The 15,538-nt window shown below is 64.2% G+C and carries 10 protein-coding genes; all 10 read right to left on the minus strand.

Annotated features, from left to right (window positions below; all coding sequences use genetic code 11):
* Positions 1-83 precede the first annotated feature (83 nt).
* The 10 genes from D5125_15590 to galU all read right to left on the minus strand — a co-directional run bounded on the left by D5125_15590 (position 84) and on the right by galU (position 15,391).
* Entirely contained in the window at positions 84-3,449 is a 3,366-nt protein-coding gene (locus D5125_15590; GenBank protein ID QFY90768.1) for a translocation/assembly module TamB domain-containing protein, read from the minus strand.
* Between the two features lie 140 nt (positions 3,450-3,589).
* Positions 3,590-5,371, minus strand: a complete 1,782-nt coding sequence (locus D5125_15595; protein ID QFY90769.1) for an outer membrane protein assembly factor — start codon at positions 5,369-5,371, stop codon at positions 3,590-3,592.
* An 8-nt stretch (positions 5,372-5,379) separates the two neighbouring features.
* A complete protein-coding gene (gene prpC, locus D5125_15600; protein ID QFY90770.1) occupies positions 5,380-6,555 on the minus strand; it encodes a 2-methylcitrate synthase in 1,176 nt (391 codons plus the stop codon).
* Positions 6,548-7,444, minus strand: coding sequence for a methylisocitrate lyase (prpB, locus tag D5125_15605; GenBank protein ID QFY90771.1), 897 nt, complete (start codon positions 7,442-7,444; stop codon positions 6,548-6,550). Before prpB ends, prpC begins: the two co-directional genes overlap by 8 nt.
* A gap of 264 nt (positions 7,445-7,708) precedes the next feature.
* Positions 7,709-9,607 carry a propionyl-CoA synthetase gene (locus D5125_15610; protein QFY90772.1) on the minus strand — a complete coding sequence of 633 codons (1,899 nt, stop codon included), beginning with the start codon at positions 9,605-9,607 and terminating at the stop codon, positions 7,709-7,711.
* A gap of 207 nt (positions 9,608-9,814) precedes the next feature.
* Positions 9,815-11,635: an ABC transporter ATP-binding protein gene (locus tag D5125_15615; protein ID QFY90773.1), complete on the minus strand. Its 1,821-nt coding sequence runs from the start codon at positions 11,633-11,635 to the stop codon at positions 9,815-9,817.
* A 9-nt stretch (positions 11,636-11,644) separates the two neighbouring features.
* Positions 11,645-12,352 (minus strand): Crp/Fnr family transcriptional regulator, encoded by a 708-nt coding sequence (locus D5125_15620; protein ID QFY90774.1) that lies wholly within the window; start codon positions 12,350-12,352, stop codon positions 11,645-11,647.
* Positions 12,353-12,492: 140 nt separating this feature from the next.
* Complete coding sequence (gene greB / locus D5125_15625; GenBank protein QFY90775.1) at positions 12,493-13,008, minus strand: transcription elongation factor GreB; 516 nt, start codon at positions 13,006-13,008, stop codon at positions 12,493-12,495.
* Positions 13,009-13,095: 87 nt separating this feature from the next.
* Positions 13,096-14,454, minus strand: a complete 1,359-nt coding sequence (locus D5125_15630; protein QFY90776.1) for a TrpB-like pyridoxal phosphate-dependent enzyme — start codon at positions 14,452-14,454, stop codon at positions 13,096-13,098.
* 103 nt (positions 14,455-14,557) lie between these two features.
* Positions 14,558-15,391, minus strand: coding sequence for a UTP--glucose-1-phosphate uridylyltransferase GalU (gene galU, locus D5125_15635; protein QFY90777.1), 834 nt, complete (start codon positions 15,389-15,391; stop codon positions 14,558-14,560).
* Positions 15,392-15,538 lie beyond the last annotated feature (147 nt).

Genomic DNA, 15,538 nt, shown 5'->3' on the forward strand with positions numbered 1-15,538 from the left:
TCAAAATCTAGACTCAACCATTTTATCGTTACTTAGCCGATTAAAGGCTTCTATTCTAGTCCTGACCCCAATTTCCTCGATACCTATTTTTCCCGGTGATAATAGAGGTCCACCCCCTGATTGCTACCGCCATAGAGCTTGATGTCCAGCATCTTGTTCAGCTTGTAGGCCAGTTCCACGGTGGATTCGTTGTCGAACAGGTTTTGCACGTAGCGCACGTAGAGGTCAGGGCTGAGGCGTTTGCCTACACTCAGGGCGCTGTCTTCCAGGCTGTCGCCGCCGAAGCTGACCTCGCTCAGACCCAGTTTCTTGGCGATGGAGTTGGTGAGCATGTTGGCCCCGGCCCGTTCCATGGACCAGGCGGCGCTGCGGATGGCGGCGGCCTCGTCGAAGCTGGAGGATGACAGGCCGGAGCCGGTGAGCAGGTAGGCTAGGGCCTCGGCGGTGGATTTTGTCGGCAGGGAGAAGACCTCCACCCTGGGGTTGCTGGCTTGGCCACTGACCAGTACCCCGGCCTTGATGTCGGTGAGATCGGCGCGTACGGCGCGTATGTCCAGGCTCGGCCTGTTTAGCGGCCCGGCGAAGAGGAAGCGGCCCTGTTCCAGCTTGAGGTCCTGGCCGAAGGCCTTGAATTGGCCATTGACTAGGCTGAGGGTGCCGTTGCCCTGGGGCGGGTGGCCGGGCGTGGTGCTGATTTCCATGCCGCCACGGATATCGGTTTTCAGACCAAAGCCGCTGAAGCGTACCTCATCCCCCAGGCTGAGCTGTATCTGACTGGCGATATGCGCCGCCGGCAGGTCTTTTTTCTGTGGTTTGTCTTTCTCGTCCAGGATCACGGCGTCGTCAGACAGGGCCACCGAGCCTTGGGGGATTTCCTTGAGGCCGATGATGGCCTTGGGCAGATGCAGCTTGCCGCTCAGGCGCAGCCGGTTGTCGCGCAGGTTGAGCGCCAGGTCCGGGCTGATCTCCGCTTCAACCAGGGGGATGCGCGCCACCTGAAAGCGCTCGCCACGGATGTTCAGCGCCAGGCGCAGGGGCGTGGCGCTGGGGTCCAGCTGGCCGGATAGCTGGAGTCGGCCGTTGCCGGAGCGGGCCTGACCGTTGATGTTCAGGGGTGTGCCGGCGGTCGAGCCCAGGCGCAGCTCGATGTCCTGCACCTGGATGCCCAGGTCTGGCACCTTGAGCCCGGCCTGCTGCAGGTGGGCCTCGCCCTTGATACGAGGTTGTTGCAGGGGACCGTTCAGGTCCAGCTGCACGGCCAGACGGCCCTTAAGGTCCTGGATATTGGGCAGGAACACCGCCAGGGGGCTGATATCAGGCAGGTCCAGGCGCAGCTGGCTGTCGCGAAAGGCCGGGGTTTGGCCCAGGTCCAGGCCCAGACGACCGCTGTTCTGGCCCCATTGGCCCTGTTCCTTGCGGCTGTTGGCGCGTAATTCAAAACGGTAGTCGCCCTGTAGCCTCTGCCCCTGCAAGCGAGCCTGCAGCTGGAGTTTGCGCAGTTGCAATTGCAGCGGGGTGGCGTCCAGCTTGGGGCGGTAATCGGCCTGGGGCAGGCTGAGTCGCAGATCGACTTGGGGCGCGGTCAGATCACCGCCCAGCCGGGCGGTCAGGTCCAGCTCGCCACTGATGGTGTCGCCTTGGGGCAGAAAGGGCTGGGCCAGGGCCAGGGAGACGCCCTTGAGATCGAATTGGCCCGATAGCTTGGCAGCGGCATCCAGCCCGGCCTGCAGACAGGCGGAGGCGGCCTGGTTGCGCCAGCAGTGGGGCGCCAGCCGGGTCTCCTTGGCGCTGGCCTGCAGGGCAAAGGGCTGTTGCAGGCGCCACTGACCTACCTGGGGGAGCTGTAGATGACCGCTGAGCAGTTGGCCGCTCCAGCCTTGCAGCTGGGGGGCATAGCCGCCCTTGAGGCGCAGTTTGCCGCTGAGGGCCTCAGCGGATTGTTCGCCAGCCAGCATCATGGCCAGCTCCAGGTTGAGGTCGTGACTGGCCAGGTTGCCCGGCCCCTCCAGCTGGAGCCTTTGGATCAGGGTCTCGCCAAGCCAAATCTGCTCCAGGCGCAGGCGGCTGTGGGAGTCCTCGGGGCGTTGCGGGTGCCAGCGGATAGCGGCCTCCAGCCGACCGATACGTTGCGGCCCATAGGCCAGGTCGCTGGCCTTGGCCTCCAGCTGTAGCTGGGGCGCGCTCAGCTGGCCCTGCACCCGGCCGCTGGCCTGGACTTGCCCTTGCAGCTGGGGTAGCAGCTCGGCCAGGTGGTTGGCCTCTAGTTGCAGCTGAAAGTCCGCCTGTTCAGCCAGACTGCCCTGCAGTTGCAGGCGGTTATCACCGGCCTGGAGCTGCAATTGATCTATCTGCAGACGCTGGGCGGCATAGCTGAGCTGGCCGGAGCCTGACAGCTGTTGCTGGTTGATCTCCCCTTGCAGTCGTTCGATCTGGGCCTCAAAACGTGGCCCCTGGGCATCCAGCAGACCCTGGCTGTGGATGCGGCCGGAGAGGCGGCCGGGGATCTCCGGCCAATGGCTGCCCGGCTGCAGCTGCTGGGCCTCCAGCCGCAGGTCCCAGCTCAGCTGCGGCTGCCAGCCCAGCTGGCCCTCTAGTTGCAGCTGCCCCTGTAGGGTCGCCAGCCGAAGTTGCTCGATACGCAGCCGCTGCAAATCACCTCGGGCCTGAAGCCGCGCTTGGACGGCGGGCAGTTGCGCCCCGCTGAAATGGGCGCTGGCCTCCAGCCGGTAGTCCTGCAGATGGCCTGTGAGCCGGACCTCGGCCCCGATCGTCCCGGTCTGCTGGTGCTCGGCGGCCAGGGCCAGGCCGATATTGATGGGGTAGGGGGCGCGCAGCTCCACGCCGCCCTGTAGATTGAGCTGGCGCATGGGCCCGGCCTGATCCAGCCGCAGCCGGTCGATGATCAGCTGCTGGCCCCGGCTGTGGGCGCTCAGCTGCAGGCGCTCAAGCCGATGCCGCTGCTCCCCCAGCCGCAGCTGGGCCTGCTCCAGTACCAGAAGATCAAGCTGTAGGGCCAGGGGCAATGCGGGCAGTTGGAAGGCTGGCGTGGCCTCTGGCTCGGCATCGGCATCGGTCTGCGCCAGTTGCAGGTTCAGCCCCTGCAGCTCCAGGGCCTGCAGGTGCAGACGGCCCTGCAACAGGGCGGCGGGGTTCCATTGCAGGCGCAGCTGGGCCAAATCCAGGCGCTGGCCGTTTTCAGCGGCATAGTGCAGCCGCTTGAGTTGCAGCTCGCCAAGCAGGCTGCCCTGGATGCCCTCGGCGGGGATGCGCAGGGGGGTGAAGGACTGGGCCAGGATCAGCAGGCCACGGCTGCCCGACTCGCTGGCGGCCAGGCCCAACAGCAGCGCGGGCAGGCCCAAGGCCAACAGCAGCGCCGGTGCCAGCAGGCGACGCCAGACAAGGCGCAGGATGTTGCGTGCCAGGGGGGATGAGGCTGAGGTTTGAGGCAATGGGGTGGTTCCCTGGGGCTAACTCGGCAGACGGGTGGATTGCAAAGGGGGAGGCCAAAATCCCCCTCAATCCCCTTTTTAATAAAGGGGGAGGCCTACTTCCCCCCCCCCTTTACAAAGCCCGCATCCGCCATGTGGAGTCAGAACTCCGGTCCTATGGATAGGTGTACGCGGAAATCATTGTCCGGGTCGTCCAGGGGGTGGGCCAGGTCCAGCTTGATCGGGCCTATGGGCGAGAACCAGCGCAGACCCAGGCCGACACCGGTGTAGATGTCGTTCAGGTCATCGTCATAGGCGTTGCCGCTATCGACGAAGGCCGCCACCGCCCAGTCGGACAGGACGCGGTGTTCGTACTCCAGGCTGGCCACGGCGAGGTAGGTGCCACCGATGACCTCGCCGCTGGGGTTTTTTGGCCCCAGGCTTTCAAAGTCGTAACCCCGGATGCTGCGATCACCACCGGCAAAGAAGCGGTGGGACACCGACAGCCGCTCGGCATCCTCGGCCCAGGTGGCGCCCAGCTGGCCACGGGCCAGGATGCGGCCATTCTCCCAGGGGGTGCCGATCCAAAAGGCCGAGCCTTCTGCCTGGACGAAGCGCGAGCCGTTGGAGAAGTCCACCGGCGCTGCCGCCAGTTTCAGCTTGAATTGGTGCCCCTCGCGGATCAGGTTGCGGCCCTTGCGCCGGGTCTGTTCCCAGCTGATGGAGGGCACCAGGGGCGTGGCGTGGTCCTTGAGGCTGCCTACCTCGTATTCCTCGTGCATCAGATCCAAAGCCAGGGTTTGCAGCCAGTTGTTACCCAGATCACTGGTCATCTTGGCACCCAGGGAGAAGGTGTAGCGGTCGCTGCTGTCGGTTTCTTCTTGTTCGAACTGACCAGAGAAGGTCAGCCATTCCTGGGTGGGGTCATCCAGGGGAATGGCATAGGAGCTGATCAGGTTGCCGCCGATGGCAGAGAGCTTGCCCGAGGTGCGGAAGCGATGGCCGCGCTTGTTGACGTAGCGTTTTTCAAAATCGAAGCTGGCGCGGGGGCCTTCGTCGGTGCTGAAGCCCAGCCCTATGCCGTAGGCCAGCTGCTTGCGCCCGGTCAGTTCCACTTCGAGATTGACCCGCTTGCTGGCCCGGTCCTGTTGTGGTTTGACCATGACATTATCGAAATAGTTGCTGGCCATCAGGGCCTGCTGGAAGCGGTTGAGCTTATTGGTGCTGAAGGGCTCGTCCGGCTCAAAGTCCTCGTAACGGCGCAGCAGGGCCTCATTCAGGCCCTCTTGCTGGTAGCTGATCTGGCCGAAGCGGTATCTGCTGCCCGATTGCAGTCTGAGATGGACCCAGGCCTGGCCGCTGGAGGGCTTGATCAGCAGGCGGTGGTCGCTGAAGCGGGCCTCGAAATAACCCCGCTGGCTGGCCAGGGACAGCAGTTGGGTCTTCAGGTCTTCATAGGCACCGTGATTGAGCACCTGGCCGGGCTTCAGGGGCAGATCGCGCAGCAGGCGGGCAAAGCGACGATCATCACTGGCCTCGCCCTGGATTTGGACATCGACCTCGGCCAGCTTTACCGGCGTGCCGGGGTCCACCCGGTAATTGACCGACCAGCAGCCCGCCTCGCGCTTAAGCTGGCCGCCGCTGATCTTGGGCCGGTAATGGCCCAGTGCCTGCAAGCCCTGGGTAATCTCCTGCGGGGCCTTGTCCAGGGCGCTTTGCAGACGCCACTGGGCCGTGTCGCACTTGAGTCCGCTGAGGCCGAGGAAGGCACGGGCATTCTGCAGTTGGGTGGCGTTGAGGCCGTCGATCTGGATGCTGGGCGTTGCCGCGACCAAGACCCCAGGCACGGCCAGCAGGCCGACCAGGAGCAGCCCCGGCAGGGGTGGCCGTTGGGGCTTGGCAACTCCCGAATGCCTGACCAGACAGGGCGCTGGAGACTTCATGGCAGCAATTACTGGCGTTCTTCTATAGGTACATAGCGCAGGTTTTCCGGCCCGACGTAGTTGGCGCTGGGGCGAATGATCTTGCCGTCCAGGCGTTGTTCAATGACGTGGGCGGCCCAGCCGGAGGTGCGTGAGATGACGAACAGCGGGGTGAACATGGCGGTGGGGACACCCAGCAGGTGGTAGCTGACGGCGGAGAACCAATCCAGGTTGGGGAACATGGTCTTCACCTCCCACATGACCTGCTCCAGGCGCTCGGCGATGCTGTACATCTTCATATTGCCCTGGGATTCGGCCAGCTGACGGGCGACGCGCTTGATCACCTCGTTGCGCGGGTCGCTCTTGGTATAGACCGGGTGGCCGAAGCCGATGATGATCTCGCGGTTGGCGACGCGCTGGCGGATGTCCGCCTCGGCCTGGTCGGCGTTGTCGTAGCGGCTTTGGATCTCGAAGGCGGCCTCGTTGGCGCCGCCGTGCTTGGGGCCGCGCAGGGCACCGATGGCACCGGTGATGGCGGAGTAGATGTCTGAGTTGGTGCCGGAGATGACCCTCGCGGTGAAGGTGGAGGCATTGAACTCGTGCTCGGCGTAGAGGATTAGTGAGGTGTGCATGGCCCGCACCCATTCATCGCTGGGGGTCCGGTCGTGCAGCAGATGGAGGAAATGGCCACCGATGCTGTCATCATCGGTTTCCACCTCGATCACCCGGCCGTTGATGGCGTAGTGATACCAGTAGAGCAGGATGGAGCCAAAGCTGGCCATCAGGCGGTCGGCGATGTCCCGCGCCTCGGTGGTGCGGTGCTCCTCGCGCTCCGGCAGGCAGCTGCCCAGGGCAGAGACGCCGGTGCGCATCACGTCCATCGGATGGGCCGAGGCGGGGATGGCCTCCAGCACCTGCTTGACCGCTGCGGGCAGGCCGCGCAGGGATTTCAGCTTGGCCTTGTAATCGGCCAGTTCCGCCGCCGTGGGCAGGTGGCCGTGCACCAGCAGGTGGGCGATTTCTTCAAACTCGCAGCGTTCCGCCAGGTCGAGGATGTCGTAGCCGCGATAGTGCAGGTCGTTGCCGGTGCGGCCGACGGTGCAGATGGCGGTGTTGCCGGCCACGGTACCGGACAGGACCACGGACTTTTTCTTTTTGGATGCTTCAGATACTGGGGTGGATACTGGGGTGCTGGCCTCAGTCATTCGTCTTTTCCTCGTTGGCAAAGAGGGCGTCGAGCTTTTGCTCGTAGTCATGATAGCCCAGGTAATCGTAGAGATCGGCGCGACTCTGCATCTCGTCCACCAGGTCCATTTGCGAGCCGACGGCGCGCAGGCGCTGATAGATGCGCAGGGCGGCGGCGGAGGCGGCGCGGAAGCTCGACAGCGGATAAAGCGCCATGGCCACGCCCTGTTCGCCCAGCTCTCGGGTGGTAAACAGGGGTGTGGCGCCAAACTCGGTGATGTTGGCCAGCACCGGCACCTTGACCGCCTCGACGAACTGCTTGTACATGTCAAGCTCGGTGATGGCCTCGGGGAAGATCATGTCGGCACCGGCCTCGACGCAGGCGCAGGCGCGGTCGATGGCGGCCTGCAGGCCCTCCACTGCCAGGGCATCGGTGCGGGCCATGATGACGAACTGCTCATCGGTGCGTGCATCCACCGCCGCCTTGACCCGATCCACCATCTCCGCCTGGGAGACGATGGCCTTGCCGGGACGATGGCCGCAGCGTTTCTGCGCCACCTGGTCTTCGATATGCACGGCGGCAACCCCGGCCTTGGTCATGGCGCGGATGGTGCGGGCGATGTTGAAGGCACCGCCCCAGCCGGTGTCTATGTCCACCAGCAGGGGCAGTTCAGTGACCTCGGTGATGCGCCGGGCGTCGATCAGCACGTCTTCCAAGGTGGTGATGCCCAGGTCGGGGATGCCGCAGGAGCAGGCGGCAACGCCACCACCGGACAGGTACAGGGCCTGAAAGCCGCTGCGCTCTGCCAGACGGGCGAAATAGGCGTTGACACAACCCACCACCTGCAGCGGTTTTTCACGCTCAACCGCAGCGCGAAAGCGCGCACCGGGACTGGATAATTGGGACATCTGTTGCTCCTGTTGTGTAAGTCAAATTGGGTCTAAGGTCAGGACGCAGAGATCGCGGAGAAGCGCAGAGCACGCAGAGTTATCTACTTATCCCTACTCAGTAACCCCACGTCGGGTGGCGGCTGTAGGTCGGGCTTTAGCCCGACAGCCGTAGGCAGCGCAACAGTCGTCCTTGCGGACGACAGTCGGGCTAAAGCCCAACCTACCCATTCATTCTTCTCTGCGTCCTTTGCGCTTCTTCGCGTCCTCTGCGTCCCTTTTCAATCAATCCTTGGCATAGCCCAGCTCGTGCAGGGCCTCGGTGATTTCGTCGAGGATGGTCGGGTCGTCTATGGTCGCCGGCAGTTTGAATTCCTTGCCGTCGGCGATCTTTTTCATGGCTCCGCGCAGTATTTTACCCGAACGGGTCTTGGGCAGGCGCGGCACCCGTGCCACCAGCTTGAAGGCCGCCACTGGGCCGATCTTCTCCCGCACCAGGGCCACCAGCTCCTGGCGCAGCTCGGCGTCGTCCCGATCCACCCCGGCCTTGGTCACCACCAGGCCCAGGGGCAGTTCCCCCTTGAGCGGGTCCTCGACGCCGAACACGGCGCACTCGGCCACGTCCGGGTGAGAGGCGAGCACCTCCTCCATGCCGCCGGTGGACAGGCGGTGGCCGGCGACGTTGATCACGTCGTCGATACGGCTCATGATCCACAGATAATCGTCCTCGTCCTTGTAGCCGGCATCACCGGTCAGGTAGTAGCCGGGATAGCGCGACAGATAGGCATTCTGGTAGCGCTCATCGGCGTTCCACAGGGTCGGCAGGGTGCCCGGCGGCAGCGGCAGCCGGATGACGATGGCACCTATGTCGCCGGGCTTGACCGGGTTGCCGTCCTCATCGAATACCTGCACATCGTAGCCGCACACGGCACGGCTGGGGGAGCCGGCCTTCATCGGCAGCTCTTCTATACCCAAACAGTTGGCGGCTATGGCCCAGCCGGTCTCGGTCTGCCACCAGTGATCCACCACCGGGATGTTGAGCTTGTCCCTGACCCAGAACAGGGTGTCCGGGTCGCAACGCTCACCGGCGAGGAACAGGGCGCGCAGGCCGGACAGGTCGTATTTGCCGATGTATTCACCCTTGGGGTCTTCCCGTTTGATGGCGCGAAAGGCGGTGGGGGCGGTGAACAGGGTGCGCACCTGGTGTTGTTCAATCACCCGCCAGAAGGCACCGGGGTCCGGCGTACCCACTGGCTTGCCCTCGAAGAACAGGGTGGTGTTGCCGTTGAGCAGGGGGGCATAGACGATATAGGAATGGCCCACCACCCAGCCGACATCGGAGGCGGCCCAATAGACCTCGCCGGGCTCGACGCCATAGACGTGCTTCATCGACCAGTGCAGGGCCACGGCATGGCCACCGTTATCCCGTACCACGCCCTTGGGCTGGCCGGTGGTGCCCGAGGTATAGAGGATGTAGAGCGGGTCGGTGGCCGCCACCGGCACGCACTCGGCCGGTGGCGCATCGGCCTGGGCCGTCTGCCAGTCCAGGTCGCGGCCAGGGATCAGGTCGGCCTCGGCCTGGGGCCGCTGCAGGACGATGCAGCAATCGGGCTTGTGGCTGGCCTGTTCGATGGCCCCATCCAGCAGGGGCTTGTAGTGCACCACGCGGTTGGGCTCTATGCCGCAGCTGGCAGAGACTATGACCTTGGGCTTGGCATCATCGATGCGGGTGGCCAGTTCGCGGGCGGCAAAACCGCCGAACACCACCGAGTGAATCGCGCCGAGACGGGCGCAGGCGAGCATGGCGATGGCCGCCTCCGGCACCATGGGCATGTAGATGATCACCCGGTCGCCCTTGCTCACCCCCTGGGCGCGCAGGAGGCCGGCGAAGCGGGCCACCAGTTGCTGTAGCTCGCGGTAGCTGATGCTGCGCTGGCTGTTGGTCACCGGGCTGTCGTGGATGATGGCGGCCTGCTCGCCACGGCCGTTTTCCACATGGCGATCGACGGCGTTGTAGCAGGTGTTCAGCTCGGCACCGGGGAACCAGCGGTAGAAGGGTGGGTTGCTCTCATCCAGCACCTGCTCCCAGGGCGTGATCCAGTCGATACCCTGGGCGGCCTCGGCCCAGAAGCCTGCCTTGTCGTCGATCGAGCGCCGGTACAGCTGTGCGAGTGTTTCGGTCATGTCTATCCCCTTGGTGTGATTCCAAATACCCTGAAGGCTGAGCCTGCACGGGCTTCGGCTTTATTTGGTGTGTTTGCTGTATAGCAGCATCGGCCACCGGCTTCAAGCCGAAAGCCGAGGTTGGGAGCGAAAAGCCATCGTGGATAACGGCCAAGTGCAGGCCAGCCGCCCGCAGTCCCAGCTGGCAGCTGAAGGCTGGCGGCTGAGTCACAACTGCTCTGCATACAGCCCGGCATAGACCCCCTGGCTGGCCACCAGGTCCTGGTGGCGGCCCTGCTCGACGATCTGGCCCTGCTTGAATACCAGGATGCGCTCGGCCTGGCGCACGGCGCTGAGGCGGTGGGCCACCAGCAGCACGGTGCGGCCGTCGAGGAATTGTTGCAGCGACTGGTGCAGCTTGGCCTCGGTGGTGGCGTCCAGGGCCGAGGTGGCCTCGTCCAGGATCACCACCTTGGGGTCCTTGAGTACCATCCGCGCCACCGCCAGGCGCTGGCGCTGGCCGCCGGAGAAGCGCACCCCGTCGCGGCCGATCAGGGTATCCAGGCCGTTGCCCAGCCGTTCCACGGTCTGCCGCAGCTGGGCGATGTCCAGGGCACGCCAGAGTTCGGCCTCGCTGTGCTCGCGGCCCAGGGTCAGGTTATTGCGCACGCTGTCGTTGAACAGGGCCGGGTTCTGCAGCACGGTGGCGACATGGGCACGCACCCGTTCCAGACCCATCTGCCGGGTCGGGCACTGACCGTAGCGGATCTCGCCGCTGTCGGCCTCGTACAGCCCCAGCAGCAGCTGGATCAGGGTGGTCTTGCCCTCGCCGCTGGCCCCCACCAGGGCCACCTTCTCGCCGGGGGCTATGTTCAGGCTGAGGTTGTTCAGCACCTGGGTGCCGTTGGGGTAGCTGAAGCAGACCTGGCGCAGCTCTATGCCTATGGTCTTCTGCCCGTTGAAGGGGTCGCACTGGGCCGGGTGGCTGGGCTCCAGTTGCAGGCGCTGGAGCTGGTTGATGCGGGCGAGGGCGGCCTTGGCGCTCTGGTAGGCGTACTGGGTGTTGAGCACCTCCTGCACCGGGCCCATCATGAACCAGAGGTAGGCGTAGAAGGCGAGCATCTCGCCGATGCTCAGATCGGAAAACAGCACCAGCAACATGCCGATGGCGCGAAACAGGTCAAAGCCGATGAGAAACAGGCTCATGGACAGGCGCGCGGCGGACTCGCTCTGCCAGCTGAAGGCCTCGGAGCGGAGGCGGATGCGATCGGCGCTATTGATGATGCGATCGAGAAAATGCCGTTCGGCATTGTTGCTACGCAGTTCCTGGATGGCATCCAGGGTCTCGGCAAAGGCCTCCTGGAACTCCTGATAGGCCTTGTTCTGCGCCCCCTTGAGGCGCTTCACCCGACGCCCGAGCTTGACCGTGAAGAAGATCACCAGGGGATTGGTGAGCAGAAAAAACAGCGCCAGCTGCCAGTGCATCCACAACAGCACCAGGGCGGTGCCGAGGATGCTCAGCAGGGCCACCAACAGCTTGCTGGTGGCGCTCTCCAGAAAGGTGTCCAGGGTGTCTATATCGGTGACCAGGTGGGAGGCGATGGTGCTGCTGCCCAGGGTCTCGTATTCCATCATGGAGACGCGGTTGATGCGCTCCAGCAACTGGCTGCGGATGCGGAAGATCACCCCCTTGGCAATGGCGGCGAACTCCTGGCTCTGCACCACCGCCAGGGCCAGGCTGCCCAGGCGCAGGACGATGGTGAGCAGGGTGACGGCACCGATGTAATAGATGGCCCCGTGCCAGGAACTGGGGGCCAGGGCATCGAGCCAGGCGAGCAGGGTGCCGGGCTTTTCCAGCAGCACCTGGTCCACCAGCATCGGCATCAGCAGGGGCACGGGCACCGCCAGCAGGGCACCGGCAATGGCAATCAGGTTGGCCTTGATTAGCCGTGGCCGCTGCGCGGTCATCATGCCTAGAATCTTGCGCCAGCTGTAGTCTTCCGGCTTGGTGACCTGGGCCAGGCTGGGGTCGCCGTGGTCAGGGCTCATGGGGCGGGGTCAGTCCTCGGCCAGGCGCTGCAGACCTTCCAGGTTGCAGCTGTAGCAGCCCTTGCCGCTGTCCATCAACAGCTTCTGGCGCTTGAATTCGGCGATGGTACGGCTGGCGGTCTCGGTGGTGACACCGAGCATGGAACCCATGTCCTCGCGGCTGAACAGATAGCACAGGTGCTCTTCGTTCTGCTTGGACAGGCGCAGCAACAGGCGGGCGACACGCTGCCGGGCGGAGCCGGTGGAGAGTTCGGTGAGCCAGGCATCGGCCTCGCTCAGGGCCTTCTGCCAGCGGTTGAGCAGCTCGTTCTGCAGGTCCGGGCATTCGCCTGCCATGCGCCTGACCACATCTACCGGTAGAGAGCAGAACTCACAGGTCTGCAGGCAGATGGCGTCGTGCTGGTAGGGCTGGCCGAGCAGGGATTCCAGGCCGATCAGGTCGGTATCGCGGGCGATGCGCACGATGCGCTGGTTGCCATCGGGCAGGTACTGCACCAGCTTCACCAGGCCGTGCCTGAGGGTGTAGAGGTGGCCACCGGTCTGGCCGGAGCGATACAAAGTGGTGCCGGGGCTTGCGCTGATCTGCTCGATGGGGTGATGCAGCCTTTCAAACAGGCATTCGTCCAGTTTGGAGAAAAGCACTGAGTCCCTGATGGAACAGGTCTTGCAGTCGGCCTCGCCGCGCCAGGCGTCCTCGGTCTGGATGGTCTTTGTCACGCGCTGTTGTCCTCTCGGTGTAAATCTGTGAACCGGAAAGCCAGATGAGTGGCAGCCTGGCCCGGCCGGGAAATTGAGCTTTCTCAAGTTCTGCAAAGACCGGGAATGATCCCACAAAGTCCGGCGGCGGGCCAGTGTTGCTATGCATCAATTGGCTTGGGGGCCTGGTAGCTGATCGCCACAATCAGGTAGGTCTTCTGTCCGGCCGGGGTGCTCAGCTGGATTTCGTCATCCAGGCCGCGCCCGAGCAGGGCCTGCGCCAGGGGGGCGTCCAGGCTCATCCAGTTGTTGGCCGGGTCTATCTCATCCGAGCCAAGGATACGACAGTCAAGCAGGCTGCCGAGTTCATCCTCTAGGGTCAGCCAGGCACCGAAGAACACCCGATCCTGACGGCTCGGCGGCTCACTGACCACCTTCAGCTCCGGCAGGCGTTTTTGCAGGTAGCGGATACGCCGGTCCAGCTCGCGCAGCTCCTTCTTGCGGTAGATGTACTCGGCGTTTTCCGACCGATCCCCCTCGGCGGCGGCCGCCGCCAGGGCGGCGGTGACCTCATGCCGACGCAGCCAGAGGCCATCCAGCTCCAGCGCCAGGCGGTCGTAACCGGCACGGCTGATATAGGGCGACTTGGGCGGGGCAGGGGGACGGTAGCGGGACATTTTGATATTGCCGCAGAGACACAGAGCCCAGAGAGCGGATGATGTTTTCAGAATCTCTTTGATCTCTGTGGCTCTGTGGCTACTTTACTAGGCTATTCCCGGCACCTTGGGCAGGTGCGCCAGGGACTGCTCTATGGCCTCAGCCGGGTATTCGTAGTTGTCCAGTTCGCCGGCGAAGTAGCGGTCGTAGGAGGTCATGTCAAAGTGGCCGTGGCCGGAGAGGTTGAACAGTATGGTCTTGGGCTCGCCGGTTTCCGTGCATTGTCTGGCCTCGCGGAGGGCGGCTGCCACCGCGTGACAGGACTCGGGCGCGGGCACTATGCCCTCACTGCGGGCGAACAGCACGCCGGCCTCGAAGGTCTCCAGCTGGGGGATGGCCACCGCCTCCATCAGGCCCTCCTGGTGCAACTGGCTGACCAGGGCAGATTCGCCGTGATAACGCAGGCCGCCGGCGTGGATCCCCGGCGGCATGAAGTCATGCCCCAGGGTGTACATCTTCATCAGCGGGGTCAGGCCGACGCTATCGCCCCAGTCATAGGCATAGGTACCCTTGGTCAGGGTCGGGCAGGAGCTGGGCTCGGCACCGAGCAGGCGTATTTCCTTGCCTGCCGCCTTGTCGGCGAAGAAGGGAAAGGCCAGGCCGGCGAAGTTAGAGCCGCCGCCGCAGCAGGCGATGACCACATCGGGATAGTCGCCGGCCAGGGCCATCTGCTTCTTTGCCTCCTCGCCGATGATGGTCTGGTGCAGGCAGACATGGTTGAGCACCGAGCCGAGGGCGTAGTTGGTGTCGGCGCGGCTGGCGGCCTCTTCCACCGCCTCGGAGATGGCGATACCCAGGGAGCCGTTGGAGTTGGGGTCGGCGGCGAGGATCTGCCGACCGGCGTTGGTCATATCGGTGGGGCTGGCGAACACCTCGGCCCCCCAGGTCTGCATCATGGAGCGCCGATAGGGCTTCTGCTGATAGCTGATCTTGACCATGTACACCCGTACCTCGATGCCGAACATCTGCCCAGCCAGGGCCAGGGAGCAGCCCCACTGACCGGCACCGGTCTCGGTGGACAGGCGATGTATGCCCGCCTGCTGGTTGTAATAGGCCTGGGCCACGGCGGTGTTGGGCTTGTGCGAACCGGCCGGGCTGACCGCCTCGTTCTTGTAGTAGATCTTGGCCGGGGTCTTGAGCATAGCCTCCAGTCGATGGGCGCGGTACAGCGGCGAGGGACGCCACAGCCTGAGGGCCTCACGCACCGGCTCAGGGATCTCGATCCAGCGCTCGGAGCTGACCTCCTGCATCACCAGGGCCTCGGGGAAGATGGCCAGCATGGCCTCCGGCGGTACCGGCTTGCCGTCCGGACCCAGGTAGGGGGCCGGTGGGTTGGGCAGGTCGGCGGCTATGTTGTACCAGTGGCTGGGCATCTCGGATTCAGGCAGCAGTATCTTGGTCTGCATCGGCTCCTCCTTCAGGGGCGGGGTTAGGGGTTATGCTTTATCGGGCTATCATCGCCATTTATCACGGCGGATTCCAGCCCTGAAGCGCTGGTCCATTCCTGGCTCAGTCGTCCTTGTTCTCCAGACGGTTGTAGAAGTGATTGGTGGCCTGGACGAAGCCTGGCATGCTGCCGCAATCAAAGCGCTGACCCTGGAAGCGGTAGGCCAGCACCATGTTTTCCCTGGCCTGGGTCTGCAGGGCGTCGGTGATCTGCAACTCGCCACCCTTGCCGGCCGGGGTACGACGGATGATGTCGAAGATCTCCGGGGTGAGGATGTAGCGGCCGATGATGGCCAGGTTGCTCGGTGCCTCCTCCTGGCTCGGCTTTTCCACCATCCCATTGACCTTGAACACATTGTCATCCAGGGGGCTGGCGTCGATCACGCCGTATTTGTGCACCTCGTCGGCGGCGACCTCTTCGATGGCGACCACGCTGCAGCGGTATTTCTCATACACCCGCACCATCTGCTGCATGATGCCCTCGCCGCTGTCATTGATGCACAGGTCGTCGGCGAGGATGACGCCAAAGGGCTCGTTGCCCACCAGGGTCTGGGCGGTGAGTATGGCATGGCCCAGGCCGCGCATCTCGATCTGGCGGGTGTAGGAGAAGGTGCACTTGTCGATGATCTGGCGGATGCCGGCCAGATAGGCCTCCTTGGGGGTGCCGCTGATCTGGTGCTCCAGCTCGTAGCTGATGTCGAAGTGGTCTTCCACCGCCCGCTTGCTGCGGCCGGTGATGATGCCGATGTCGGTCATGCCGGCCGCCATGGCCTCCTCCACCCCGTACTGGATCAGGGGTTTGTCCAGGATCGGCAGCATCTCCTTGGGCATGGCCTTGGTGGCGGGCAGAAAGCGGGTGCCGTAACCGGCAGCGGGGAAGACGCATTTTTTGATCATGGGCGAGAGTATCTTGGGTCTGTCTGCTGAACTCATGGTTCCTGGCTCCAAAGGCTGAGGGGCGTTAGGGTATCAGGTCCGAAGCAAGGGCTGAAGAAGCCTGTGCCACCCGATTTGTCAGGGGCCCTTGTGGGCTGGGTTAGGTGG

The organism is gamma proteobacterium SS-5 (genome assembly GCA_009497875.2).
GTDB classification, from domain to species: domain Bacteria; phylum Pseudomonadota; class Gammaproteobacteria; order Chromatiales; family Chromatiaceae; genus Magnetovirga; species Magnetovirga frankeli.

Coding starts and splice junctions, on each gene's coding strand:
- D5125_15595 (QFY90769.1), bottom strand. CDS start 5,371: ATGAAGTCTCCAGCGCCCTGTCTGGTCAGGCATTCGGGAGTTGCCAAG.
- prpC (QFY90770.1), bottom strand. CDS start 6,555: ATGACTGAGGCCAGCACCCCAGTATCCACCCCAGTATCTGAAGCATCC.
- prpB (QFY90771.1), bottom strand. CDS start 7,444: ATGTCCCAATTATCCAGTCCCGGTGCGCGCTTTCGCGCTGCGGTTGAG.
- D5125_15610 (QFY90772.1), bottom strand. CDS start 9,607: ATGACCGAAACACTCGCACAGCTGTACCGGCGCTCGATCGACGACAAG.
- D5125_15615 (QFY90773.1), bottom strand. CDS start 11,635: ATGAGCCCTGACCACGGCGACCCCAGCCTGGCCCAGGTCACCAAGCCG.
- greB (QFY90775.1), bottom strand. CDS start 13,008: ATGTCCCGCTACCGTCCCCCTGCCCCGCCCAAGTCGCCCTATATCAGC.
- D5125_15630 (QFY90776.1), bottom strand. CDS start 14,454: ATGCAGACCAAGATACTGCTGCCTGAATCCGAGATGCCCAGCCACTGG.
- galU (QFY90777.1), bottom strand. CDS start 15,391: ATGATCAAAAAATGCGTCTTCCCCGCTGCCGGTTACGGCACCCGCTTT.